The following is a 25689-nucleotide window of genomic DNA, read 5'->3' on the forward strand; positions in this document are numbered from 1 at the left end:
GTGATGACTTATATCGTAGGGTTGACCGGCGGCATCGGCAGTGGCAAAAGCACGATTGCCAATTTATTTGCAGAGCTTGGGGTACCTATCGTGGATGCCGACATTGTCGCACGTGAAGTGGTGGCAAAAGGTACGCCTTTACTTGAACAAATTGCCGAACATTTTGGTAAATCTATTTTATTAGAAAATGGTGAACTCAACCGTCCCGCATTACGGCAGCTAGTCTTTGCTAACGAAGCGGAAAAAAATTGGCTCAATAGTCTATTGCATCCTGCGATTCGCGAAGCCATGTTGAAACAACTTTCCACCCAGACTACTCCCTACACACTTTTAGTTGTACCACTTCTGATTGAAAATAACCTTACTGAGCTTTGTCATCGCGTGCTTGTTGTAGATGTCAGCCCACAGACCCAACTCATGCGGGCGGCAAAACGCGATAAAAATAATTTTGAACAAATTCGACAAATTATGAATTCACAAGTGAGCAGAGAGGAACGGTTAAAATGGGCAACAGAGATCATTAATAATGACAAAGATTTGGCTGAAAACTTACCGCACTTAAAGCAAAAAGTGCTAGAATTGCACTGTTTTTATTTACAACAAGCGGAAAAAATAGATGTCTGAAGAAATTATTGAAGTCCCTTGCCCGATTTGTCAAAAAGCCGTTCCTTGGACAGCGGAAAGCCCATTTCGTCCCTTCTGCAGTAAACGTTGCCAACTTATCGATCTTGGTGAATGGGCGGCAGAAGAAAAATCCATTCCAAGTGATACCGCCGATTTTGCTATGAATCCTAATTTAAGCGATGAATGGAGTATAAAATGAAAATTCAACATCAAGACGATCATCAACGAGGTGAATTTTTTATTTTAAATGAACAAGGGGTGAAAATCGCCGAACTCACTTATTTTTACGAAACGGAAAATAAAATTAATGCGAATCATACCTTTGTGTCAAACCAACTCCGCGGGCAAGGTATCGCCGATAAACTTTATCAAGCATTACTAGACTTCATCACAAAAAATCAGTTGGAACTTCATCCCACTTGCAGCTACCTCGAACGCAAATGGGAAAAGAGCAATAACAAAAAATGAATAATTAAAACAGAAAATAACTTCCATTTTCTGTTTTAATGTAAAGTGCGGTCATTTTGAGTAATTTTCCCATTCGTGCTATCCTCAAGCCATTTTTAAGAAACTGTAATTTCCATGAAACAAGATTATTTAAGCCAACAGCGATTTGCTGATTTTTCTTTACACCCTATTGTTTTAAAAGCCTTGCAAACCAAAGGCTTTGAGTATTGCACGCCTATTCAGGCACTTTCATTGCCTATCAGTCTGCAAGGTAAAGATATTGCAGGACAAGCTCAAACCGGTACAGGCAAAACGATAGCGTTTTTAACGACCACCTTCCACCATCTGCTTACCTATAAAAAAGATAAGACGGAGTTCAATCAACCGCGGGCATTGATTCTTGCGCCAACTCGTGAACTTGCTGTTCAAATTAGCAACGATGCGGAGTTTTTAACAAAAGCAAGCGGATTAAAAACCGCCCTTGCGTATGGGGGGGACGGCTACGATAAACAGTTACAGGCTATTGAACGTGGAGTGGATATTTTAATTGGTACGACAGGGCGTATCATTGATTATGTAAAACAGGGTACGATTCGTTTGGATCAAATCCAAGTTGTCGTATTGGACGAAGCAGATCGAATGTTTGATCTGGGTTTCATTCGCGATATTCGTTACCTATTACGTAAATGCCCTTCTCCGCAAAAGCGTTTAACAATGCTTTTTTCGGCAACGCTGTCATACAAAGTACGTGAACTTGCTTTCGAAGATATGAACGATCCGGAATACATCGAAATTGAACCCGAACAAAAAACCGGTCATCGTATAAAAGAGGAATTATTTTATCCTTCGAACCAAGACAAAATGGCACTATTGCTGACTTTAATAGAGGAAGAATGGCCTGAACGCTGTATTGTATTTGCCAATACTAAACATCGTTGCGAAGAAATTTGGCGCTATTTAGTGGCTGATGGACATCGTGCGGGCTTGCTAACCGGCGATGTTGCACAGAAAAAACGTCTTACACTCTTGAAGCAATTCACTGACGGTGCTTTAGATATTCTTGTCGCAACCGATGTAGCGGCTCGAGGCTTACATATCGCAGATGTTACCCACGTATTTAACTATGATTTACCAGATGATCGTGAAGATTATGTACACCGCATCGGACGTACCGGTCGTGCCGGTGAAAGTGGTATTTCAATCAGTTTTGCCTGTGAAGAATACGCAATGAATTTACCGGCTATTGAGGAATACATCGGGCATTCAATTCCTGTCAGCCAATACGACCAGACATCTCTATTAAATTTACCTAAACCGTTTCCTTTAAAATCCCGCTCAAACAATCATTCACGGGTTCCGATGAGAAGTCGGACTTACCGAAAATAATAGAAAAAGGCAGAAATTTACCTCTGCCTTTTTTATTTTACTGCAAGCTAAATCGAATCGGGACAGATACATTACTTGCAAATCCATGTGGTTTGGGCCCAATCGGCCTTGCTCTTTTCACCGCCTTCAATGCGGCGGTATCCAGACTATCATCGCCTGAAGATTTCACGACATTTTCACCACTTAGTGAACCATCGTTACCAACATTAAACGAGATATGAACAACCCCTTGTTTACGCATCATTTTCGCACGCATCGGATATTCTTTTCGACGCTCAATTTCACGATAAAGTGCGGCTTTATAAGCAGAAATTTCATTTGTATTTGAACCGCTTCCCTGCATATTTGCATTGGTATTTACACTACCGGTTGTCGTCGCTTTTGAATTTACCGTTGATGTAGAATTGACGTTACGATCGCCTATCGGCAAAGATTGTGGTAATTTTTGTGCTTTTTCAAACGGTTTCACCTGTTTTTTCGGTTTTTCTTTAGGGGGTTTTGGTTTATCTTTTGGCTTTTCCGGTTTCTTATCCGGCTGTTTTTTCTTTTCTGGTTCCGGTTTTTTTGTCGGATCCGAAACGACCTCTTCTTTTGGTGGCTCAGGTTCAACTTTTTGAGGTTCCGGTTCAGGCTCGGGTTCAACCTCTTCAATACGCATTCCTTGCACCATTTCCATTGAAATGGTCGTCGCTAGCTCACCGGCATGATTATTTGCGCTATCATTAGATTCATGCCAATTCCATGACAAGGCGCCAACTACTGCTCCATGAATGAGAAGCGAAATAAGCAAAGCTAGAGATGAACGTTTAGCTTGTTGCATAACTCTTCCTATTTACCGGCAGGTGTCGCACCGGCACCTTTATCTTTCATTGATACCAGAGCCACATTTTTAATCTCGTTTTTGGCAAGTAAGTCGGTAATAGTCACAAAGTCCTGAAAACTCGCTTGCGCATCAATTTTCAAAGTCACCTTTTGCCCTTTATCCCATTGGCTAATTTCCACTTCTAAAGCTTCTTGTGAAATAGGTTTATCGTTGAAGTAAAGTTCCCCTTTCGAAGTCACCGTGAGCAATTTAGCCAAATCATCGGATTTAAAAGCGACGGTTGTACTTGCCTTTGGCACATTTACTTGAATTTTTCCCTGCGAAATAAATGATGCGGTAATTAAAACAATGGCCAACAACACCAACATAATGTCAATGAAAGGAATAATGTTGATTTCATCAAATTTTTTCACGATTATTCCTTATCATCTTTCTGTGAATTTAACACTTTCCATTTTAAACGGTTTACTTCAATTTTACGGTTTAAACCGCTATAAAACACCATAGCCGGAATAGCCACCAAAATACCAAGTGCGGTCGCTTTTAGTGCCAAAGAAAGGTGTAACATAATTTCACCGGCATCCACATCACCGCCACCCTGACCGATTTGATAGAAAGTTAATAAAATACCGATAACCGTACCTAATAACCCAACATAGGGAGCATTCGCACCGACAGTAGAAATCGTGGTCATATTACGATTCAGATCGATATCCAATGCATGAATATTGGAATATTTGCCTACATTAATTCTGCTTAGAAAAATAAAGCGTTCAATAACCATTGCAAGCATAATTATGCTCATAATCAGTAAAAGTCCGATAATGATGTAATCGCTGTATTGCTGTAAAAATTCGAAAAGTTGAGGCATTTTTTATCCTTAAGACATAAAAGTAATTGAGAATTAGTTTCAATTAGACATCGAATTCTAGCAAAAGGAAATGAGGTCGTAAATATTAATTGAGGGAAAAACACAGTGATTTTTAACCGCACTTTGAGTACAAAAAACAAAAGTGCGGTAAATTTTATGAGAGATTTAGAGGGATTGAAGGTAATCTAAAACGACTTGATGATGCTCACCTGTCTTAAATTTATCAAATACTTGTTGAATTTTGCCTTGCTCATCAATAAGAAAGCTTATCCGATGGATACCATCGTAAGTTCTTCCCATAAATTTCTTTTCTCCCCAGACGCCAAATTGCTCGGCAACTTGATGAGTTTCATCTGAAAGCAAGGCGAAATTGAGTGCTTTTTTCTCTACAAACTGTGCTAATTTCTTAGGACTGTCGGGGCTAATACCTAAAATGACGACACCCAATTTTTCCAGTTCATTTTTTACATCTCGTAATCCGCAAGCTTGTGTTGTGCAACCCGGTGTGAGGGCTTTGGGATAAAAATAAACAAGGACTTTTTTCCCGTTAAACTCAGCAAGGGAAACCGGCATTCCCTCCTGATTAATCAATGTAAATTGTGGTGCGGTATCGCCCACTTGTAATGTTTTCATAGAAAATTCCTCAAAATAAAAAAATGATTTGCAAATTTTAGTCATTTTAGCGATCCTAAGGGACACTTTTCAAATGTTAATCACGATAATCTGAGACGGAGGTTTTATGTCTACGCAAAATCCCTTATTTTTTGGCAGCATTGTTGCTTTAGTCACCCCAATGGATAATCACGGCGGAATTGATTTTGAAACCCTAGAAAAATTAGTGGAATTTCATATTGATGCCGGCACCGATTCCATTGTTTCAGTAGGCACTACCGGTGAATCCGCGACATTAAGTATTGAAGAAAATGTCAAGGTCATTGAAAAAACCGTAGAACTAGCAAAAGGACGCATTCCAATCATTGCAGGAACAGGCGCCAATGCAACGAGTGAAGCGATTGTCATGACTAAATTATTACGTGATAGTGGCGTAGCCGGTTGCCTTTCCGTTGTCCCTTATTATAACAAACCAACGCAAGAAGGAATGTATCAACATTTTAAAGCCATTGCCGAATGTACCGATTTACCTCAGATTCTTTACAATGTACCGGGACGTACGGGAAGTGATATGAAACCGGAAACCGTTGCACGTTTAGCCCAAATTGAAAATATTGTGGGAATTAAAGAGGCAACCGGTGAAGTGAGTCGTGTAACAGAAATCAAAAAATTAGCAGGAAAAGATTTCATCGTATTAAGTGGTGATGATGCAACCGGGTTAGAAGCAATGAAATTAGGTGCTGAAGGTGTCATCTCCGTGACCAACAACTTAGCTGCAAAAGACATGGCTGAAATGTGCCGTTTAGTACGTGCCGGTGAATTTACTAAAGCAGAAGAAATCAATCAACGCTTAATGGTATTGCACCGTGATTTATTTGTCGAATCAAACCCAATTCCGGTGAAATGGGCAGCTTATCGTTTAGGATTGATTAAATCACCTTCTCTTCGCTTACCATTAACGATTCTAAGTGAAAGCGCACAACCAAAAATTGAAGCGGCATTAAAAGCAGCCAGTTTGATTTAATGAATCATAAGGGGCTGGATTCAGCCCCAAACCTTTCCAATAACTCATTGTCAAAGTGCGGTCGTTTTTTTATTTATTTTTAAGGATTTATTATGAAAAAGATTCTCTTAGGATTAGCAACGGTAGCGTTATTATCCGCCTGTTCAAGCGATCCTGAAAAATTACAAAGCGCAAATGATAGCTATCAAAAATCAAACTCTCCCATCCCAAGTTTCGCACCTTTAGCGAGCGGTGGCGTTAATCTACCACAACAAGCCTCTACCTACGATTTACCCAATGTTGCCGTTAAAAGAGATACAACCGTTGATATTCGTCCGCCGGCAGTCCCTTTGGCGATTATAAAAAACTCACTGACACAATTTGATGGAGAACGTGCTTTAATCGTTTATTCCAATGAACAAGCCTCTCTTTATAACTTACAGCAAATTCAACGTTTATTAAAAGAAGAAGGGATTGATTCCACTATTAATGGCGCAGTTTTATTAACAGATTGGCATAGTACAGAACGCGCAGACGACAAAACAGGCACAGAAATTCGTTATCAAGTTGAGCAATTTACTGCACATGATGCCAGTGCATTAGGTGTTTCTGTCTCGCAGATGCGCCGCAATAATATTCTTTTCACGCCAAGCGTGGCTGAAAAACAACGTTATACTTCCGATCGATTAAACCGTTTTGTTGCAACGTTAACCAATAACTACACGAAGCAACAACAAGATCTCAATAACGCCTCCGTAGGTGCATTCCAATCAGGTTTAATCACCGATATAAACGGAAGAACGGCATTAGGTATGGATGCAACCTTTGGTCAGGCATGGGAAAAATTAGGTTCTGTACTGCCAAAATTGGGATTTGCCATCAAATCAGAAACAGCCGGTCGTGGACAACGTGAGCTGAAATATTCACCTTTAAATAAGGAAGATTGGTTACGTTTAGGGGTCAATGCACCGAATCTCGAAAAAGGTACTTACTTGATGCAAATTTCTGCGGTTGGCAAACAAAGTGCCCTTGTGATTACCGACGAGGAGAATAAAGCATTAAGTGGCGAATCCGCCCAGGAGGTTTATCAAGCCCTCGGTACTTTACTTGCGAAATAAATAAAAAGTGCGGTTGATTTTCGCCTTGAATTTCAACCGCTCTTTGCTTTCCGAAAATAATACTATTCCGCTTTCACACCGAGATTGCCAATTTTTACGCCAAGCACACCAAGAGATACCGCATCTAAATAATCGCCCAAAAACTTAAATAATTCATTCAATTCTGTGAATGAGCGTTGGATTTTGATTTGATCTTCTACTCTCCGAACAAACTCATAGCGAATGCCACTTTCTTCAAAATGTGCCGTCAGGGTTAAATAAACCGTTTCAAAAAAATGGCTGTGCGCGCCTTCTTCACCCGGATCACTAATACGTACGTTCCATGTTGTATTGAATAATGTTTCTGTTTTATTTGACATTTTTTACCTCATATTGCGCTTTTAACTTAAGAAAAACCCGATTATAAAGTTTCTGAAATCAAAAAATTTATAATCGGGCTTTTCAAAAAATTTCCCTACGTGTTTTGCTTTTCGTTGGTAACTGCCTTTCCCCTTACGTTTTTTCTCAATACGCTGACGGAATAATTTGTCATGTAATAATGCCATGATCGCATTATCTCTTACGACACCTCTCGTGTGCTGATAAACGGTTTGATTTTCAACCGCACTTTTTTGTTTTTTTGCCATAATTTTTCCTTAAAAAAGCCGTGAAGACATTTCCACGGCGGTTGTATTATACGAATAAACCTTAAAATTACAAAATTTCAAGAACGCTTTCCGGCGGTCGTCCGATTTTTGCTTTCTCACCATTCACTACAATAGGCCGTTCAAGTAAAGCGGAATACTCACTGATTGCATTCAATAGTGCTTCATTTGTCAATGCCGAATCCGCGAGATTCAGCGAACGATAAAGTTCATCTTTCACTCTCATCATCAAGCGAATATCTGTGATGCCTAATTTATCCGCAAGTTGTTGTAATTCTGCAACGCTATAATGTTTTTGCAAATAAAGCTCAATGTTTGGCTGAATCCCTTGCTCTTCCAATAACGCCAAAGTTTCCCGGCTTTTGGAACAACGAGGGTTGTGATAAATAATAACAGACATAGAATTTCCTCTCGCTGGCTATAACTAGAAGAAATTTTAACTTATAATGGCGAAAAATGCTCACTTGGATGTTGATTATGTTAGAAATGTTGAAAAGCTGGTATGCCCGCCGTTTAGGCGATCCGCAAGCTATGGGGCTATTGGCAATTTTACTCTTTGGTTTTATTGCCATTTATTTTTTCGGTGATTTAATCGCCCCTTTACTTATCGCCATTGTCCTTGCCTATTTATTAGAAATGCCGATTAATTTTCTGACGAAAAATCTGAAACTTCCTCGTATGTTAGCCACTGTTGTGATTTTTGGTGGATTTATCGGTTTGGCGACAGTTTTCTTTTTAGTCCTTGTACCAATGCTTTGGAACCAAACCATTTCTTTATTGAGTGATTTGCCGGCAATGTTCAATAAATTAAATGAATGGCTTCTTGGTTTGCCTGAACATTATCCTGAGCTGATCGATTATTCCATGGTCGATGCTATTTTTAGTTCGGTACGTGAAAAAATTCTCGGCTTTGGAGAATCTGCCGTCAAACTTTCTTTGGCTTCCATAATGAATCTCGTGTCGCTTGGTATTTATGCTTTCCTCGTGCCGTTAATGATGTTTTTTATGTTGAAAGACAAAGGTGAACTATTACAAGGTGTGAGCCGTTTTTTGCCACGCAACCGTCACCTCGCGTTCAAAGTATGGACAGAAATGCAACAACAAATTGCCAATTATATCCATGGAAAACTCTTAGAAATTTTAATTGTCACCTTAGTCACTTACGTGATTTTCTTAATTTTTGGATTAAATTATCCACTCTTATTATCCGTTGCCGTTGGGCTTTCTGTGCTGGTTCCCTACATCGGTGCGGTGCTTGTGACTATTCCCGTAGCGCTCGTTGCCTTGTTCCAATTCGGCATTAGTCCAACCTTTTGGTATATCATCATTGCCTTTGCAGTGAGCCAACTCTTAGACGGTAATTTATTAGTCCCTTATTTATTCTCTGAAGCGGTGAATTTACACCCTCTAATTATCATTATTTCTGTCCTTATTTTTGGCGGTTTATGGGGATTCTGGGGCGTATTTTTTGCCATTCCTTTGGCAACACTGGTCAAAGCCGTACTCAATGCGCTACCGGAAGATTAATAAGAAGATAAATTTTATTGTCTGTACAAGAGCATAAAATAAAACAGGGTACTCTCACTGTTCAAAGATGGATTACCCTACTTTATTTTTTCAATATCTAATATTTCAACCACATCCACTGTCCCCACTTTAATCTGCCACTTGATATTAAAATCGTAAAGGCTAATCCCATAAATACGTTCGCTCGGCTTACCATGTTGATAGGCAGGACGCGGATCCTGTTCGATGACTTCACGAATAAAACGCCTTAAGTGCGGTCGTTTCTCTTCCAATTTTTTGACTACACTTTGAGCATGTTCGGTAAATTCCACCTGAAGTTTTGCTGGCGGTTTTTGTTGTGCAAAACTTGATCGAGCATCCGGCTCACTATCGGCATAAGCAATATAAGGTTTAATATCGAAGATCGGCGTACCGTCCACCAAATCTACCGCCCCTAAATGTAAAAATACTTTGCCGTTAATGCATTCTACCTCTCGTAGTGCCACCTTTGATAATCCTAGCGGATTGGGGCGATGGGTCGCCCGTGACGCAAACACACCTACCCGTTGATTTCCCCCTAAACGGGGTGGCCTTACAGTGGGCTGCCATTTGCCTTGCTGAATTTGATCAAACTGAAAAATTAACCAAAGATGGCTAAATTTTTCCAAACCTCGCACCGCTTCCGGTGAATTATAAGGCGGGAGTAATTCCACAATACCAACCCCATCTTGCACTAAGTCCGGTTGACGGGGGACAGAAAATTTTTCTTTATAAGGCGTGTGAATAATCGCAATAGGCGATAGGGTTAAATCATTCATAAATATTTAGGATTATTGTAGAATACGCCACTTATTGTAATCAAAAGTGCGGTCAAAAAAAATGACAAATGAAAAATTGAAAATGTGGTGGGAAACAGCGCGCCCGAAAACTTTGCCCTTAGCATTAGCCTCAATCTTCACCGGCTCGGCTTTAGGCTATTGGGCAAATCCGGAGAAATTTAATTATTGGGTGATGGTACTTTGTTTACTGACGACGATCTTATTACAAATTCTTTCAAATTTTGCCAATGACTATGGCGATCATCAAAAAGGTTCGGATACCGAAGAACGTATCGGACCATTACGTGGCATTCAAAAAGGGGGAATTTCAGCCACTGAATTGAAATGGGGGTTAATTTTAATGGCTGTGGCAAGTTTTATTGCCGGGAGTTTACTGATCGGCATTGCTTACGAAAATCTTGCTGATTTATTAACTTTTGCGGGACTGGGTATTTTAGCCATTATCGCCGCGATTACTTACACGGTGGGAACCAAGCCCTATGGTTATATGGGATTAGGTGATATTTCCGTTTTACTGTTTTTTGGTTTGCTTGGGGTGGGCGGAACCTACTATTTACAAACGCATAGTATCGACAGCAAAATTCTTCTACCGGCCCTCGGCTCAGGTTTATTAGCCGGTGCCGTGCTAAACATTAATAACTTACGGGATATAGAACAAGATGCCAAAGCGGGGAAAAATACATTAGCTGTACGTTTAGGGGCGCATAAAGGACGCATCTATCACTGCATTTTATTAAGCAATGCAGTATTATATTACTTCATTTTTACCATTACTAGCGCAACCTCTTGGACAAATTATTTATTCTTACTCACCGTTCCATTACTTATAAAACACGCAATTTTTGTCTATCGTAGCCAAGAGCCCGGCACGTTACGCCCAATGCTTGCACAGATGTCAATGATTTCATTACTCGTCAATGTGCTTTTTAGTTTGGGCTTGCTTATCGGCTAAATCGGCATATACTAGGCATGATCTCAAAATTTTAATAGGGGAAATTTATGTTTATTGATACTTCAGAACTTTGTGATCTTTACGCTGATCAAGTGGATGTGGTAGAACCCATCTTTTCCAGTTTCGGTGGCGTAAATCACTTTTATGGTAAAGTCACAACGGTGAAATGCTTTGAAAATAACGGACTCATCGCTGAAGTATTAGAAGAAAACGGCGAAGGGCGTGTATTGGTTGTTGACGGAGGTGGTGCCGTGCGTCGAGGATTAGTCGATGCAGAACTCGCTCAACTTGCAGCAGATAACGACTGGGAAGGCATTATTGTTTACGGTGCGATTCGCCAAATCCAACAACTTGAAAATATTGATATTGGTATTCATGCATTGGCACCCATTCCCGTCAGTGCCGATGAAAATAACATCGGCGAAACTGATATTCCCGTAAATTTTGGAGGGGTAACCTTCTTCCCTGAAGATTATATTTACGCCGACCTTACCGGTATCGTTCTCTCCCAAGAACCACTCGATCTAACAGATTTTGAGGAAGAATAATCAAAATTGAAAGTGCGGTAATTTTTTACCGCATTTTTTGTTTAATTTTTTTGCACTTGATCACACTTTTGAATTTTGCTCGTTGCAAGTTCATGACATTCCTTTAACATTATTTCGTTCATTTAGTTTACAAAAATGTGGGGGAATTTTATGAACGCAACATCTTCACTTAAAATACATAAAAATGGCATCATATTCCTTGCGGATATTGTGTTATTTTTTGTTTTATTAAAATTTTTACCTTTTTCACCTAAAGAGAATGCCGGGCTTGCATTACTAGGTTTCATTGCCGTACTTTGGTTGAGTGAAGCTTTGCATGTTACGATCACTGCATTACTTGTTCCATTACTGGGAATTGTATTAGGTCTGGTCACTACAAAACAGGCTCTTGCTACTTTTTCCGATCCCACTATTTTCCTATTCTTTGGCGGATTTGCATTGGCAACAGCGTTACATATGCAGAAACTGGATAGAATGATAGCCAATAAAATTATGGCTCTCGCGAAAGGAAACCTTTTTGTTGCAGTGATTTATCTCTTTCTCATCACCGCTTTCCTTTCAATGTGGATGAGTAATACGGCAACCGCTGCGATGATGTTACCGCTCGCAATGGGTATTTTAAGTAATATGGATAGAGAAAAAGAACATAATACTTATGTATTCGTTTTGTTAGGGATCGCCTATAGCGCAAGTATTGGTGGAATGGGAACCTTAGTCGGAAGTCCGCCAAATGCCATTGTGGCGAGTAACTTACACCTCACGTTCTCAGATTGGCTCTGGTACGGCTTACCAATCATGTTGATCTTATTACCTTTAATGATCGGTACACTTTTCATTGTATTCAAGCCTAAACTGAATAAACGTTTTGAACAATCTTTTGAAAAAATTGAGATGAATCCGCAACGGATTTTAACTTTAGTCATCTTCGTATTTATCGCTTTGTGCTGGGTATTTAGTGGCAAAATTAATCCTATCATCTCTGGCTTTCTAGGATTACCAAAAAACATTGCAAGTTTTGATAGCGTTGTTGCATTACTCGCCGCCATTATTATCTGCGCAACAGGTGTAGCGAGTTGGAAACAAATCCAAGATAATACCGATTGGGGTGTATTGATGCTCTTTGGCGGTGGCTTAACATTAAGTGCCATTTTGAAAGATTCCGGTGCAAGTAAAATTCTTGCTGACGGCATTGTCTTCTTAGTTCAAGGACAACATTACTATCTAATTGGTTTATTAGTCGCAACATTTATCATTTTCTTAACAGAATTTACATCTAATACCGCCAGTGCAGCATTGCTTGTGCCAATCTTTATTTCCATCGCTCAGTCCTTAGGGATTCCGGAAATTGGTCTTGCATTAATTATCGGCTTAGGCGCATCCTGTGCATTTATGTTGCCGGTGGCAACGCCGCCAAATGCCATTGTGTTTGGTAGCGGTCAAGTCAAACAAAGCGAAATGGTACGTGCCGGTCTGGTATTAAATATTGTCTGTGTCTTTGTGATTGCTACATTCGGCTATTTATTCTGGTTGAACTAACGAGAAAAACACTATAAAAAACGACCGCACTTTGAGCCAAGTGCGGTCGTTTCTCTTTCTGTTTTAATCTAAATGTTCATGGCTACTTAAAAAACCACCGCTTTGATGTTTCCAAAGTTTGGCATACAAACCATTCTGTTCAAGCAATTCGCTGTGTGTCCCCTGCTCTACAATTTGACCTTTATCTAACACAATTAAACGGTCCATTGCCGCAATAGTAGATAAACGATGGGCAATAGCGATCACCGTTTTATTTTCCATCATTTTATCGAGGCTTTCTTGAATCGCCACTTCCACTTCAGAATCCAACGCACTGGTGGCCTCATCCAGTAATAAAATCGGTGCATCTTTCAACATCACACGGGCAATAGCAATACGCTGACGTTGACCGCCGGACAGTTTAACCCCTCGCTCACCCACGTGTGCATCATAGCCTTTTCGCCCTTGTGCATCCGTCAAAAACGGAATGAAATCTGCTGCTTCGGCACGTTCTGCCGCCCATTTCATTTCTTCATCCGTTGCATTTGGGCGACCATAAATAATATTGTCACGGACGGAACGGTGTAATAGCGAAGTATCTTGTGTCACCAAACCAATTTGACGACGCAAACTTTCTTGTTGCACATCCAAGACATTTTGTCCGTCGATGGTGATGGTGCCATGCTGTGCCTCGTAAAAACGAAGCAAGAGGTTCACAATCGTGGATTTTCCCGCCCCGGAACGCCCGATTAAGCCGACTTTTTCTCCCGGTTTAATGGTGAGATTAAAATGATTTAATAGCGGCTTTGTCGGATCATAGGCAAAGGTAATATCATTAAATTTAATTTCCCCTTGCTTGACCTGTAACGCCGGACAATTCGGTTTATCCACAATGGTATGCGGTTTTGTCAATGTCGCCATTCCATCATTTACCGTACCGATATTTTCAAATAAGCGTGCCGATTCCCACATAATCCAACGGGACAAGCCGTTCACACGCAATGCCATGGCAGTCGCTGTGGCAATCGCCCCGACGCCCACTTGCCCCTGTTGCCATAAAATGACCCCCAATACGGCAGTGGTAAGGGTTAAGAAAATATTACTTGCATAAGTTAAGGTATCAAGGGAGGTGGCAAGACGCATTTGTGCGTGTACCGTCACCATAAATTCTTCCATGGAGCGTTTGGCATACGCTGCCTCACGGGAACCGTGAGAGAATAATTTCACCGTTGCAATATTGGAATAAGCATCGGTTACCCGTCCGGTCATCAAAGAACGGGCATCGGCTTGGCGTTCTGCCGTTTTCGCTAAACGAGGAATCAGCAATTTCAAAATGGTGATAAAGAGGAAAATCCAAATCGCAAAAGGCAATAAGAACCAAATATCCAATGCCGCTAACACCAAACCTGAGGTAATAAAATACACCGCCACATAAACCAACATATCAGCGATCGTCATCACCGTATCACGCACGGCAAGGGCGGTTTGCATCACTTTTGCCGAAACCCGCCCGGCAAATTCATCTTGGTAAAAACTCAAACTTTGTCCAAGCATTAAACGATGGAAATTCCAACGCAGCCGCATTGGGAACACCCCTTGCAAGGTTTGCAATCGAACATTCACACCAATAAAAGACCATACAATGCTTAACAAAAGCAATGCAACCATACCAATTAATAAATGCCCTTTTTCTTGCCATAAGGTTGCCGGAGTATAAGCCCCAAGCCAATCGACCAGTAAGCCCATAAATTGGAAGAGTAACGCCTCCATTATGCCGGTCCCCACCGTTAAAATCGCCAGCAAGAAAATCCAGCCTTTCATTCCGTCAATACTTGACCAAATAAAACGGAACAAGCCTTTTTCCGGTGTTGTCGGATTGCCTTCCGGATAAGGATTTAAACGGTTCTCAAACCATGAAAAAATTTTATCGAACATAAGATTTCCTTAAAAACAAAAGGCAACATAGGTTGCCTTCAAAACTTAGCCATTATAGCGTAAAAAAACTGCAATTTACATTGCACAATTTTTTTAAATCATCCATCATACTTCCGCTGTAAAAATTGAGATGAATAATCCGAATTCCATTATCAATGGATTATTTACCTCACAAATTAATTATTCCATTAACTTTAGGAGAGAATACGATGTTTACCGATTGGAAAGAACACACTTCACACGTTAAAAAATCATTTGGCGAGCTTGGCAAAAAACACCCGAAAATGTTGCAAGCCTATCAAGCATTAGGTGCGGCGGCTGCGGAGGGGAATGTACTTGATGCCAAAACCCGTGAATTAATTGCTCTTGCGGTGGCTATCACCACTCGTTGTGAAAGTTGCATTAGCGTTCATGCAGAAGAAGCGGTAAAAGCAGGGGCGACGGAAGAAGAAGTTTCCGCAGCTTTAGCGATGTCTATCGCCCTTAATGCCGGTGCTGCTTATACCTATTCTTTGCGTGCATTAGAAGCATTTAATGTACAAAAAGGGAAATAATCTTTCTAAAATGAATGATATTGGCGTTCAATGAACGCCTTTTTTATTGCCACAAATTCAATTTTTCCATTTGTGCAATCACCTCTTTCACTTGAATTTCCGCCATCAAATTTTTCCCTTTCAATTTTGTCGCCCAGGGCAATTCCGCAGAAGGTTTGCCAAATTCTTTTTGCACGTTTTGTTCATACACAGACACCACATTTTCCCTATTATTGTAGGGGGCAGTACGCAATGGATTGTGATAGGCATACAATCCGATGATCGGCGTTCCCTGTGTTGTGGCAATATGAGCCGGGCCGGAATCCGGCGAAAGTACAAGATCAACCTTCGCAATCAATGCTGTCAGTTGTTTTAAACTCGTTTTTCCGGCGGCATTGGTCGGTGAAAAATCACAAAGTGCGGTTATTTTTTCCACCATTTCCAACTCTCTTTTCGCCGGAGAACTACAAAAAATCACATTCACATTATGCTGATTGGCGATATTTGCCACTTCCGCATAACGTTCCACCAACCAATCTTTTTCAGCCTTACTGGAACAAGGGGAAATTAATAAATTTTTACGGGTCGGATCAATAAATTGTGCGGTGGCGTGCTGATCTTGTGGTGAAATGGCTAAATGCCAGGTGGGAGCCACTTTGGGCACACCAATATATTCGGCAAACGCCATAAAACCGTCTAATACATGGGGCGATATCGGATCAATCACACGGCGATTGACAAAAAGCCATTGCCCCTCACGAGAACGTTTTTTGCCAAAACCGATTTTATATTTTGCCTTAATCCCGAGAGAAAGGATGGATGCTCGAAACGCCGTTTGCATATTCAACAAAGCATCAAAATGAGTATTTTTAAGCTGTTTCCATAGGGAAAAAACGCCCTTCCAGCCGGTTTTCTTATCATAAGGGATCAAGGTCACATTCGGTATCCCTTCTAATAAAGCCGCTTCCGTTTTCCCCACAATCCAAGTGATTTTTGTCTGCGGATAATAGGTCTGAATACGTTGCACCACCGCAAGGGCATGACACACATCCCCCATGGCAGACAGACGAAGAATACAGATTGATGTAGGAGCTTCGGTAAAAAGCGACATAGGCATTCCTTTCTCGTTTAAATTAGCGTTATTTTAAAGTAGAATGGGGGCATTTTCTATCATTCAATCCATCTAAAATGCTTGAGTTCCAACAAGATAACCAATTTTTTGTCTTCAATTTTGACCGCACTTTTGACCAACAACATCAGTTTTTCGACCCTCAATTTTGGCAAACAAAAAACCGTATTCTTGGCTCGGCGAAAGGTCGGGGAACCACTTACTTTTTGGCAACACAAGATTGGTTTGGCGTAAATTGTGCCCTTCGTCATTATTATCGAGGCGGTTTATGGGGAAAATTCAATAAAGATCGTTATCATTTTTCAAGCCTTCCCCAAACACGCAGTTTCGCAGAATTTTTTTTATTACAACGCTTGTATGAAGCGGGTTTACCTGTCCCTAAGCCCATTGGCGCACGCATAAAAAAAGGTAAGATTGGCGTTTGCTATCAAGCAGATATTCTCACCGAAAAGATCGAAAATGCACAGGATTTGACCGCACTTTTGCAAACTCAACATCTTGCTGATGAAACTTGGCAACAAATCGGTGGGTTAATTCGTCAACTGCACGATCTGCAAATTTGCCATACGGATCTCAACGCCCATAATATTCTGGTTCAACACACAGATCTCACACAAAAATGTTGGCTGCTGGATTTTGATAAGTGCGGTGAAAAATCAGGGGATTTTTGGAAAACGGAAAACTTGAACCGTTTACACCGCTCTTTTATGAAAGAAAGAGAAAGAATGAAAATCCAATTTACAGAACAAAACTGGGCAAAATTAATCTCCGGTTATCATCAAAATTTCAACAAAAAGGATAAACAATAATGCAGAAAATTGTACTTGCCACCGGCAACCAAGGCAAAGTAAAAGAAATGGCAGATGTGTTAGCCACATTCGGATTTGAGGTTATCGCTCAAACGGATTTAGGGATTGAAAGCCCGGAAGAAACCGGACTGACCTTTGTGGAAAATGCTTTATTGAAGGCTCGCTATGCAGCAGAAAAATCAGGCTTACCAGCGATTGCGGACGATTCCGGTCTAGTCGTCAACGCGCTGAATGGCGCACCGGGTTTGTATTCCGCCCGCTATGCCGGAGAAGAAGGCAATGATGCCAAAAATCGTCAAAAATTATTGGCAGAACTTGCCGATGTACCAAAGGAAAAACGCCAAGCAAAATTTGTGAGCTGTATTGTGTTATTACACCACCCCACCGATCCTTCCCCAATCATTGCAGAAGGCGAATGCCACGGTGTAATTGGTTTTGAGGAAAAAGGGGAAAACGGATTTGGTTACGACAGCTTATTCTTCAGTCCGGAACAAGGCTGCACCTTTGCAGAACTGGAAACAACTGAAAAGAAAAAAATTTCTCACCGTGCACGGGCATTGCAAGAATTAAAGGTAAAATTGAGCGTTTAATAAAAACCGGTGTTATATAATGCCAAAAAAGGAAAATAAATGACCGCACTTTAATGCTTAAAAGTGCGGTCATTTTTGTCAAATGTTTTAGTTTTCTTCTTGTTCTAGCTCTTTTTCTTTCGCTCTTAGCAAGATTTCTTGAATATCAGCTGCCATTTTTTGGTCGCATTCTCGAGCAATATCCCGTAGTGCCGGATTTTTAAAGAACTGGGCTTGAGGATCGTACACTTGCGACATTAATTTCACTTCATGACGATCAGCATGGAAATAATATTCCGCAATTTCTTTTGCCACTTCCGCTTCCATACCAAGGTTTTCAAGTGCCACCCGACCGGTACGAACCGCAGAATCGAAGGTTTCACGAACCGCTTCATTTACCCCCGCATCATATAAATCAAAGGTATGAAAACGATCATAGGCTCGAGCAATAATTTTAATATTTGGGTTTACTTCACGGGCAAAATGCACGATGGCAGATGCCTGCTCTTTATTGTCAATGGCAACAACGAGCATTTCAGCCTGTTCTAATCCCGCCGCAATTAAAAATTCACGGCGTGAGGCATCACCGAAATAAGATTTAATGCCATACTCATTGAAACCTTTAATCATATTTGGATTGAGATCCACCACCGTGGTGGCATAACCGCTCAAACGCAGCAAATCATTCACAATTTGTCCAAAGCGCCCCATTCCTACAATAAGAATTGGGTGTTGTTCATCAATTTCATCCGCTTGAATATCTTCCTCTTTATCTTTCGCACCGTATTTCTCATAGAGAACCAAAATAATTGGTGTCATCACCATCGAAAGTACAACAATTGCCGTCATATTAGCATTGACCGTTTCATCAATTACGCCTTTAGACAAAGCAGCGGCAAAAAGAACGAAAGCAAACTCCCCCCCTTGAGCCATTAAAAGAGTGCGTTCCAACGCTGTTTTATGGGTACTTTTAGCGAGTCGGGCGACAACATAAATACAGAGACCTTTGGTGATCATCAAAACAATCACACCAAGGAAAATTAATTGCCAATTCTCCGCAACGACTTTCAAATCCAATGCCATACCGACACCGAGGAAAAAGAGTCCAAGCAACAGTCCTCTAAAAGGCTCAATATCAGCCTCTAATTGGTGGCGGAATGCGGATTCAGACAACATTACACCGGCGACAAAAGCCCCCATCGCCATAGATAATCCGGCTTCTTCCATTAACAATGCCGCACCTAATACTACAAAAAGCGCTGCGGCCGTCATCACTTCACGGGCTTTGGCATTTGCTAAAATACGGAAAACCGGGTTTAAAATGAACCGGCCAATAAACACTAATACCGCTAAAGCAAGCATAGCAATGCCGGCCGATTGCCACCAAGGCATAGAAGCTTCTGTTTTTTCAAAAGGAGAAAGAAAGGTTACAACGGCAAGTAATGGTACGATTAATAAATCTTCAAAAAGTAAAATCGAAACGATTTTTTGACCGCGCTTTGTAGAAAGTTCTTTACGTTCACCTAAAACCTGCATAACAATAGCAGTGGAAGTCAATACGAAACCGGCAGAAGAAACAAAGGCGACTTCCCAAGATACGCCAAATTGGACACCAACAATAGTCATTAAAATAGCGGAAATAATCACCTGCATACTGCCAAGCCCAAAAATCTGGCGGCGCAAGCTCCATAAGTGTGAAGGTTTCATCTCAAGCCCAATCACAAATAAGAACATCACAACACCAAATTCTGCAAGGTGAATGATGGCATGGGGATCGGCTATCAAATGTAAACCATAGGGTCCGATAGCTAATCCTGCCGCTAAATAGCCAAGTACAGAACCTAACCCAATACGTTTAAATAGCGGCACTGCAATAACCGCTGCTCCTAATAATGCTACAACTCGAATTAAATCACCTGCGCCTTCCGCCGCCATAGTCACTCCCAAAAAAATAATTTAAAAAAGTAAAAAACGGACACATTTTACTTGGTTTCAGTGAGGATTTGTAGAAGATAAAGAAGGTATTTGAAATAATTAGTCACAGTATTTTTATAATTAAGGTTAATCGAATTTATATTATTTGGTGACAACTCGTTTTATATAAAAACTATCAAATAACAGTTTTATACTAAATAAATTTTGGATTTAATAATACGATTTAACCCCTATATTGACTGAATCTTGAACGTTTTAAGGGTACACAAAATTGATGAATCTAAAACGTCCCCCTAAAATTCCTTGCTATAAACATATAAACTCGTAAGAAAACGTATGAAGAAATAAAGTAAAATGGCGTTAAGGGTTTAGTTTATGAAAAGGTAAGAAGAAATAAGAAGAGAAAAGTCCGTTTGGTCCCCCCTACCGGACTTGAACCAGTGACCAAGCGATTATGAGTCGCCTGCTCTAACCGACTGAGCTAAGGGGGGAAAGTGCGGTGATTATAGAGAAATAATCCGTTGAAGTCTATAAGGAAAGGGATGGTCGCTGAAAAAACAACCACCCTTATACTCCATTATTGAAGCACTGAAATATCCGCTACTTGTAAGAACAAGCTTTGCAACGTATTCAGGATCGCCAAACGATTTTGGCGTAGTGTTGGATCTTCTGCGTTCACCATCACATTGTCGAAGAAATTGTCCACCGGTGTACGTAAGTTGGCAAGTTTATCCAACACCTGCGTATATTCACCTTGTGCGATTAACGGCTGCACTTCGGCTTTTAATGCCAGCACCGCTTCAGCTAAGGCTTTTTCCGCAGGCTCGACACAAGCGTTTAAATTAATCTCACCGATAGTAATATCCGCTTTGGCAAGAATATTTGCCACACGTTTATTGGCTGCCGCCAAGGCTTCTGCGGAATCTAAAGTACGGAAATGGGATACCGCACGCACTCGAGCATCAAAATCTGCCGGGCGGGTTGGGCGGCGAGCCAATACGGCTTGAATCACATCCACCGCAATGCCTTCATCTTGATACCATGCACGGAAACGTCCGAGCATAAAATCCACCACATCCGCAACCACATTTTTATTGGTGAGTTTATCGCCGAAAAGTGCGGTGGCTTTTTGCACTAAATCTTCCAAATCAAGAGGGAGATTTTTCTCTACGATAATGCGTAGCGCCCCTAATGCGGCACGGCGTAAAGCAAAAGGATCCGCACTGCCTTTTGGTGCTTGTCCGATACCGAAAATTCCCGTTAACGTGTCGAATTTATCCGCTAATGCGACCGCACTTGCCACAAGGGATTTCGGCAATTCATCGCCGGCAAAGCGTGGCATATATTGTTCGTTCAACGCTACCGCCACCTCTTCGTCTTCACCATCGTGGCGAGCATAGTGCATCCCCATCACACCCTGCGTATCGGTAAATTCAAACACCATATTGGTCATTAAATCACATTTTGACAGCAAACCGGCACGTTTCGCTTTGGTTTCATCTGCGCCTATCTGTTTGGCAATTTCACCGGCCAACTGTTCAATACGAGCGGTCTTATCACGCAATGTACCAAGTTGTTGTTGGAACAATACGGTTTCCAAACGTGGTAAGCGCTCCACCAATTTTTGTTTTAAATCGGTTTTGAAGAAGAACTCCGCATCGGTCAAACGTGGACGAACCACTTTTTCATTCCCTTCAATAATCGCACTCGGATCGTCCGGGTTAATGTTCGATACGAAAATAAAGTGCGGTAATAATTTGCCCGCTTTATCGTAAATCGGGAAGTATTTTTGGTCGCCTTTCATGGTATAAACTAAGGCTTCCGCAGGCACGGCAAGGAAACGCTCTTCAAATTTTGCCGCCAACACGTTCGGATATTCCACCAATGAGGTCACTTCATCGAGTAAATCGTCCTCAATATCCGCCACACCACCAAGTGCGGTCGCTTTTTGTTGAGATTTTGCCAAAATTTCTGCTTTACGTTCGTTGAAATCGGCAATCACCGAGCCTTTTTCACGCAACAATTGTGGATATTGATCAGCGTGCTGGATTTCAAATTCACGTTCACCCAAGAAACGGTGTCCACGAATAGTGCGACCACTTGCCACACCTAAAATTTCACCTTCAATGAGTTCATCACCCAGTAACATCGTGACGGTATGAACAGGGCGAATGAATTGCACGGTTTTGTCCGCCCAACGCATTGGTTTTGGAATCGGCAATTTCGCTAAAGCATTTGCCACAATCTCACCAAGCAAATTTTTGGTCGGCTGACCTTCAATTTTCGCACGATGAACCAACCATTCGCCTTTGTCAGTAGCAAGGCGTTCTGCTTGATCGACAGTAATCCCACAACCACGCGCCCATCCTTCTGCTGCTTTGGTTGGTTTGCCTTCCGCATCAAAGGCCGCCGATACCGCAGGCCCACGTTTTTCAATTTCTTTGCTCGGCTGCTGTGTGGCAAGTGCCAATACTTTCACCGCTAAACGGCGTGGTGCAGCAAACCATTCGATTTTGTCAAAGGTTAAGCCCGCTTGAGTCAATTCCACCTGCACATTATCTGCAAAGGCAGTAGCTAATGTTTTCAGAGCTTTTGGCGGCAGCTCTTCTGTGCCGATTTCTACTAGGAAGTTTTGGGTTGTCATTGTTTAATCTCTTTTTTATTAAATTTGATTTTTATTGGATCTTTCTTTTTCTGTATATCTTTCCCTTTCTTCTTGAGTATAATCCCATACTCTGTAAGCTCCTCCTCCAATAGGGGTATTGCCAGGGTAATAATCTGCAGTATAGTCTGTAATTATATTTGGATTTTTTCGTTTAATAACATCTGCAATATTAAAAAAAGCAGTCATCGGATTTTTGCACGGAATGATTATTTTACGTCCTCCTATTCTTACTTCTACACCATAAATATGTAATTCATGATTAGCTGCCGCTGCTGCAGGTTTAAATAAAGAAACCTTATTATATGGATAATATATATAATTTATAAATACACCATTTTCCTTGAATATTATTTTATCTAAAATTGGATCAAGTGATAGAAAAATAACAAGAAACACTAATATAATAATATATTGAGCATTCATAATTACACTTCCTGATAAAACGTTCCGCCCAAATATTTCAAAAGAATACTTTGAACTTGAAAACATTAACCCTATATAACCAATCATAAGAAAATTTATATAATATTTATATTTTTGATTTTTTCTACCTAAATCAAGAGAATAAATACAACGCCCACCAATAACACCAGATAATACAAAACTTTTATATAAAACAAACAAAACCATACCTATAATAATTATTATAGATAAAATATAGAAATTGCCATCATAAGTAAAATATTCTTTCATAATCACTCCTCAATCAGTAAATATAATATGTATAAATTCTCACAATTCACGCACGAAAATAAGATATTTCATCCTAAGTAAAACTTTATTTTCCAAGCCCAACTTAGTTAGCCAATGCCCCAATCGAGCTATAAAAATTCAGGGCATAGCGGATGCCAAAGACGAACACCATAAATACTGCAACGATATTTACTACAAGGAAGAAAACAAGCTGTTTGGCATTGGTTTCTTGCCATAGATAATTGAACATTTCCCTATTAATTTCTTGCTGAGCTTCGTCTTTATGATGTAATTCATTTAATGCTTTGAGCATTTTTTTGCTGAAGCCGACAATGTTAATCAAGATAACACTAAAAGCAATAAACGCCGATGAGAGACCAAAGAAAAGCATTAATCCAATATCGACACTCTGTTTGGCTCGTTCCATAGAACTGAACATAAACAACGCTAACGCTAAAAATAATACCGCAGGTGTTAGGTTGCGTAGGAACGTTAAATAATCATCGCCAATTTTAAATAGAAATTGCCAAAAACTGATCTTATGGTTTGACATTATTTTTCTGCTTTAACCTTTAAGCTCCGCTGTAAAATTTGCTGAAAATCAGTGTAATCGCATAAGCCGTCATTATCCTTATTGCAATCTGCTAATGTAAGCGGAATGCGATGAGGGGGCGTAGATAAACTTAATGGTGTCAGATTGATTAACTGTTCGGTGGTTTGGTAAACATATTCCAAGCGAAATTTCGGTTTACCACTTACGTTGTGTTTCCACACTTCAAACATCAGTTTTCCGCCGATGGGAATATTTTCCAAAGAATTTTCTAATTCATAAGGCTCAACCCCAAGGGCGGCAAGCAATGCGACAATGTTGGAATCATGCCCCACTAGGAGCGTGATTTTATTTTCGCTCTGTAATTGTTGCTGAATAAATTGTAGTAAGGGGTGAGCCACATGTTGTGCCAATTCTTGATTATTTTTAAATAGAGTTCGGTAATATTCATTTTTGATTTCATTGATCGCCTGCCATTTTTGCAAGCTATCAATGTTACCATTAGCAATCTCGTTTGGTGATTTGCCCACATAATGCGCCAGTAATAAACTGCTCACTATTTTTTTAGCAGTGCTGATAGAACCGGTAATCCGTACCGATTTCCCCTCTTCGATACGATATTCCCCTTGCTTTCCTCCTAAATCACATTCGGCTTTTTGTAAACAATTTGGTGAATTTTGATAATCTATCAGTTCACTTAACAAAGCGTAATTTGGGGCGAGTTTTTGTTGTAAAGCGGTTAAATCAACATTTTTTTTAGCCTGTTCAATCAAGGCAATATTAAGATTTTTTGCCTTAGTGTGAAAAATCGGATCTTTTTCGTCACCGATTTCACCTTGATGTTGCAAAGCAACATGACACCCGGCAAAAGCCCCTGCAATGAGTGCCTGCCCGGTGGCAATGGTTCGTTGCACACTGTTTGCGTAAACAAAAATGCTTTCACCGGTGGCACAACGTTCTGTGGTGAGTAAGCCATTTTGTTTAAACCACTGCCCCAAATATTGTCCAAAATAGGTTTCTAAAATCGTGCCTTTCGGTGTGAGATAACCGGACGGAACATCCCATTTCGCCCAAGGATAAGGGGAATATTTGGCCATTTCCTGTGGATCTTTTTCCACCGGTGAACGTAATCCATGACGGCTAAAAATCAACACCTTATCTAACTGGTAATCTTTTGATGATAAATCCTTCTGTTCACTCGCCCCTGCCTCATTAATACATATCAAAAGGCAGAAAAGTGCGGTTAAATTTCGGGAAATTTTTGTAAAGATACCTTTCATCATTAGGATTACCCCTTATCCAAGCCGCTATTCTGCTTGCGCCGCAAGAGCAGTCGGATTTGGCGTTGGTTCTGCGATTTTGGTTAAACGGTTACGATCCGTATGATGGAAAGGTTCATCATAGTTCGGAATCAGCATAACCGTATCCTGCTCGTAAGACCAAGTGCCGTCATCGTTGATTTTGACTTTAATCGTATAACTTTCCGTGGTGAAGTTTTGTTCGATAAACGGATTGGAAATAATCCCGTTGGTGAGTGAACCACGCACGGCCTTCACGGTAAATTCTTTTGCATCCGCCGGTGCATTGCCCGTCGCCATCAGGGTTTGTCCACGTGGAATACTTAAGGTGAAAAGAATGTTCCCCGTTGCCGGCTCCCATAACCAATAGCCCACTTGATCGTGGAAAGTTTCCACCTCATTGGGCTGTACAATACGGGTATGATAGCGTAAACCATAAAACAGTTGAGGACCGTTTGTCTGTGCATCAATGGGTTGCAATTCAATACGTTCGATATAGGGCTCTTTCTCCGCACCTTCTGCTTTTGGATTGATATCCAACCCACGTTTGCCTTCCCAAATCCCTGCCATACCACTTAATGGTCCAAGATTGGCAAGGGTGTTTACATCGGGTTCGGCTTCCGTGTAAATGTCTTTTGGATATTGGTAATCGGTCATTTTTATCTCCTGTTTCATCCTGTCTAAA

At 40.7% G+C, this 25689-nt stretch carries 29 protein-coding genes and 1 tRNA gene; 13 read left to right on the forward strand and 17 right to left on the reverse strand.

Annotation, left to right across the window (positions count from 1 at the left end; translation table 11 throughout):
* The first annotated feature begins 3 nt into the window (after positions 1-3).
* The 4 genes from coaE to rhlB all read left to right on the forward strand — a co-directional run bounded on the left by coaE (position 4) and on the right by rhlB (position 2457).
* Positions 4-624, forward strand: a complete 621-nt coding sequence (coaE, locus tag BKG94_RS03430; RefSeq protein ID WP_077434237.1) for a dephospho-CoA kinase — start codon at positions 4-6, stop codon at positions 622-624.
* Positions 617-823, forward strand: a complete 207-nt coding sequence (yacG, locus tag BKG94_RS03435; protein WP_077434239.1) for a DNA gyrase inhibitor YacG — start codon at positions 617-619, stop codon at positions 821-823. Before coaE ends, yacG begins: the two co-directional genes overlap by 8 nt.
* A complete protein-coding gene (locus BKG94_RS03440) occupies positions 820-1092 on the forward strand; it encodes a GNAT family N-acetyltransferase (RefSeq protein WP_077434241.1) in 273 nt (90 codons plus the stop codon). Before yacG ends, BKG94_RS03440 begins: the two co-directional genes overlap by 4 nt.
* A gap of 114 nt (positions 1093-1206) precedes the next feature.
* Positions 1207-2457 carry an ATP-dependent RNA helicase RhlB gene (gene rhlB / locus BKG94_RS03445; RefSeq protein WP_077434243.1) on the forward strand — a complete coding sequence of 417 codons (1251 nt, stop codon included), beginning with the start codon at positions 1207-1209 and terminating at the stop codon, positions 2455-2457.
* A 37-nt stretch (positions 2458-2494) separates the two neighbouring features.
* Here the strand turns inward: rhlB and BKG94_RS03450 are convergent, their stop codons facing one another.
* From BKG94_RS03450 to bcp, 4 genes are all read right to left on the reverse strand, one after another.
* Positions 2495-3277, reverse strand: a complete 783-nt coding sequence (locus BKG94_RS03450) for an energy transducer TonB family protein (protein ID WP_077434245.1) — start codon at positions 3275-3277, stop codon at positions 2495-2497.
* Positions 3278-3285: 8 nt separating this feature from the next.
* Positions 3286-3693, reverse strand: coding sequence for a TonB system transport protein ExbD (exbD, locus tag BKG94_RS03455; RefSeq protein ID WP_077434247.1), 408 nt, complete (start codon positions 3691-3693; stop codon positions 3286-3288).
* Positions 3694-3695: 2 nt separating this feature from the next.
* The gene (gene exbB, locus BKG94_RS03460; protein ID WP_077434249.1) at positions 3696-4151 is read right to left on the reverse strand and encodes a TonB-system energizer ExbB; all 456 of its coding nucleotides are present in this window, start codon (positions 4149-4151) and stop codon (positions 3696-3698) included.
* A 165-nt stretch (positions 4152-4316) separates the two neighbouring features.
* The gene (gene bcp, locus BKG94_RS03465; protein ID WP_077434543.1) at positions 4317-4784 is read right to left on the reverse strand and encodes a thioredoxin-dependent thiol peroxidase; all 468 of its coding nucleotides are present in this window, start codon (positions 4782-4784) and stop codon (positions 4317-4319) included.
* 106 nt (positions 4785-4890) lie between these two features.
* Here bcp and dapA point away from each other — a divergent pair, with 106 nt between their 5' ends.
* Both dapA and bamC read left to right on the forward strand, forming a co-directional pair.
* Positions 4891-5787, forward strand: coding sequence for a 4-hydroxy-tetrahydrodipicolinate synthase (gene dapA, locus BKG94_RS03470; RefSeq protein ID WP_077434251.1), 897 nt, complete (start codon positions 4891-4893; stop codon positions 5785-5787).
* A gap of 92 nt (positions 5788-5879) precedes the next feature.
* Positions 5880-6884 (forward strand): outer membrane protein assembly factor BamC, encoded by a 1005-nt coding sequence (gene bamC / locus BKG94_RS03475; protein ID WP_077434253.1) that lies wholly within the window; start codon positions 5880-5882, stop codon positions 6882-6884.
* Positions 6885-6946: 62 nt separating this feature from the next.
* Here bamC and BKG94_RS03480 read toward each other — a convergent pair whose 3' ends face one another.
* The 3 genes from BKG94_RS03480 to arsC form a co-directional block, all read right to left on the reverse strand.
* On the reverse strand, positions 6947-7243 hold the full coding sequence (locus tag BKG94_RS03480; protein ID WP_077434255.1) for a DUF5377 family protein: 297 nt from the start codon (positions 7241-7243) through the stop codon (positions 6947-6949).
* A 21-nt stretch (positions 7244-7264) separates the two neighbouring features.
* Positions 7265-7510, reverse strand: a complete 246-nt coding sequence (locus BKG94_RS03485; RefSeq protein WP_077434257.1) for an alternative ribosome-rescue factor A — start codon at positions 7508-7510, stop codon at positions 7265-7267.
* A gap of 67 nt (positions 7511-7577) precedes the next feature.
* A complete protein-coding gene (gene arsC, locus BKG94_RS03490) occupies positions 7578-7928 on the reverse strand; it encodes an arsenate reductase (glutaredoxin) (RefSeq protein WP_077434259.1) in 351 nt (116 codons plus the stop codon).
* Positions 7929-8005: 77 nt separating this feature from the next.
* On the opposite strand from arsC, the gene BKG94_RS03495 reads away from it, so the two are divergent.
* Positions 8006-9055: an AI-2E family transporter gene (locus BKG94_RS03495; RefSeq protein ID WP_077434545.1), complete on the forward strand. Its 1050-nt coding sequence runs from the start codon at positions 8006-8008 to the stop codon at positions 9053-9055.
* Positions 9056-9132: 77 nt separating this feature from the next.
* On the opposite strand, the gene tsaA is transcribed toward BKG94_RS03495, so the two are convergent.
* Positions 9133-9852 (reverse strand): tRNA (N6-threonylcarbamoyladenosine(37)-N6)-methyltransferase TrmO, encoded by a 720-nt coding sequence (tsaA, locus tag BKG94_RS03500; protein WP_077434261.1) that lies wholly within the window; start codon positions 9850-9852, stop codon positions 9133-9135.
* A gap of 61 nt (positions 9853-9913) precedes the next feature.
* Here tsaA and BKG94_RS03505 point away from each other — a divergent pair, with 61 nt between their 5' ends.
* The 3 genes from BKG94_RS03505 to BKG94_RS03515 all read left to right on the forward strand — a co-directional run bounded on the left by BKG94_RS03505 (position 9914) and on the right by BKG94_RS03515 (position 12909).
* A complete protein-coding gene (locus tag BKG94_RS03505; RefSeq protein WP_077434263.1) occupies positions 9914-10825 on the forward strand; it encodes a 1,4-dihydroxy-2-naphthoate polyprenyltransferase in 912 nt (303 codons plus the stop codon).
* A 47-nt stretch (positions 10826-10872) separates the two neighbouring features.
* Positions 10873-11373, forward strand: a complete 501-nt coding sequence (rraA, locus tag BKG94_RS03510; protein ID WP_077434265.1) for a ribonuclease E activity regulator RraA — start codon at positions 10873-10875, stop codon at positions 11371-11373.
* A gap of 150 nt (positions 11374-11523) precedes the next feature.
* On the forward strand, positions 11524-12909 hold the full coding sequence (locus BKG94_RS03515) for a DASS family sodium-coupled anion symporter (RefSeq protein ID WP_077434267.1): 1386 nt from the start codon (positions 11524-11526) through the stop codon (positions 12907-12909).
* Positions 12910-12972: 63 nt separating this feature from the next.
* Here BKG94_RS03515 and BKG94_RS03520 read toward each other — a convergent pair whose 3' ends face one another.
* Positions 12973-14823 (reverse strand): ABC transporter ATP-binding protein, encoded by a 1851-nt coding sequence (locus tag BKG94_RS03520; RefSeq protein WP_077434269.1) that lies wholly within the window; start codon positions 14821-14823, stop codon positions 12973-12975.
* Positions 14824-15032: 209 nt separating this feature from the next.
* Here BKG94_RS03520 and BKG94_RS03525 point away from each other — a divergent pair, with 209 nt between their 5' ends.
* Complete coding sequence (locus BKG94_RS03525) at positions 15033-15377, forward strand: carboxymuconolactone decarboxylase family protein (RefSeq protein WP_077434271.1); 345 nt, start codon at positions 15033-15035, stop codon at positions 15375-15377.
* A gap of 43 nt (positions 15378-15420) precedes the next feature.
* Here the strand turns inward: BKG94_RS03525 and BKG94_RS03530 are convergent, their stop codons facing one another.
* Entirely contained in the window at positions 15421-16467 is a 1047-nt protein-coding gene (locus BKG94_RS03530) for a glycosyltransferase family 9 protein (protein ID WP_077434273.1), read from the reverse strand.
* 77 nt (positions 16468-16544) lie between these two features.
* Between BKG94_RS03530 and BKG94_RS03535 the strand changes: the two genes are divergently transcribed.
* Both BKG94_RS03535 and BKG94_RS03540 read left to right on the forward strand, forming a co-directional pair.
* Positions 16545-17294 (forward strand): 3-deoxy-D-manno-octulosonic acid kinase, encoded by a 750-nt coding sequence (locus BKG94_RS03535; protein ID WP_077434275.1) that lies wholly within the window; start codon positions 16545-16547, stop codon positions 17292-17294.
* Positions 17291-17884: an XTP/dITP diphosphatase gene (locus BKG94_RS03540; protein WP_077434277.1), complete on the forward strand. Its 594-nt coding sequence runs from the start codon at positions 17291-17293 to the stop codon at positions 17882-17884. Before BKG94_RS03535 ends, BKG94_RS03540 begins: the two co-directional genes overlap by 4 nt.
* Positions 17885-17971: 87 nt before the next feature.
* Here the strand turns inward: BKG94_RS03540 and BKG94_RS03545 are convergent, their stop codons facing one another.
* From BKG94_RS03545 to BKG94_RS03575, 7 genes are all read right to left on the reverse strand, one after another.
* Positions 17972-19798, reverse strand: a complete 1827-nt coding sequence (locus tag BKG94_RS03545) for a monovalent cation:proton antiporter-2 (CPA2) family protein (RefSeq protein WP_077434279.1) — start codon at positions 19796-19798, stop codon at positions 17972-17974.
* A 414-nt stretch (positions 19799-20212) separates the two neighbouring features.
* Positions 20213-20289 (reverse strand) — tRNA-Ile (locus BKG94_RS03550).
* 86 nt (positions 20290-20375) lie between these two features.
* Complete coding sequence (gene glyS / locus BKG94_RS03555; protein WP_077434281.1) at positions 20376-22442, reverse strand: glycine--tRNA ligase subunit beta; 2067 nt, start codon at positions 22440-22442, stop codon at positions 20376-20378.
* Between the two features lie 18 nt (positions 22443-22460).
* Positions 22461-23156, reverse strand: a complete 696-nt coding sequence (locus BKG94_RS03560; RefSeq protein WP_077434283.1) for a hypothetical protein — start codon at positions 23154-23156, stop codon at positions 22461-22463.
* Positions 23157-23259: 103 nt separating this feature from the next.
* Positions 23260-23709 (reverse strand): hypothetical protein, encoded by a 450-nt coding sequence (locus tag BKG94_RS03565; protein WP_077434285.1) that lies wholly within the window; start codon positions 23707-23709, stop codon positions 23260-23262.
* Positions 23709-24989: a histidine-type phosphatase gene (locus BKG94_RS03570; RefSeq protein WP_425272257.1), complete on the reverse strand. Its 1281-nt coding sequence runs from the start codon at positions 24987-24989 to the stop codon at positions 23709-23711. Before BKG94_RS03570 ends, BKG94_RS03565 begins: the two co-directional genes overlap by 1 nt.
* Positions 24990-25013: 24 nt before the next feature.
* On the reverse strand, positions 25014-25661 hold the full coding sequence (locus BKG94_RS03575) for an FABP family protein (protein WP_077434287.1): 648 nt from the start codon (positions 25659-25661) through the stop codon (positions 25014-25016).
* Between the last annotated feature and the right edge of the window lie 28 nt (positions 25662-25689).

Origin of the sequence: Rodentibacter ratti, assembly GCF_002000485.1 — a bacterium.
Classification (GTDB): Bacteria; Pseudomonadota; Gammaproteobacteria; order Enterobacterales; family Pasteurellaceae; genus Rodentibacter; species Rodentibacter ratti.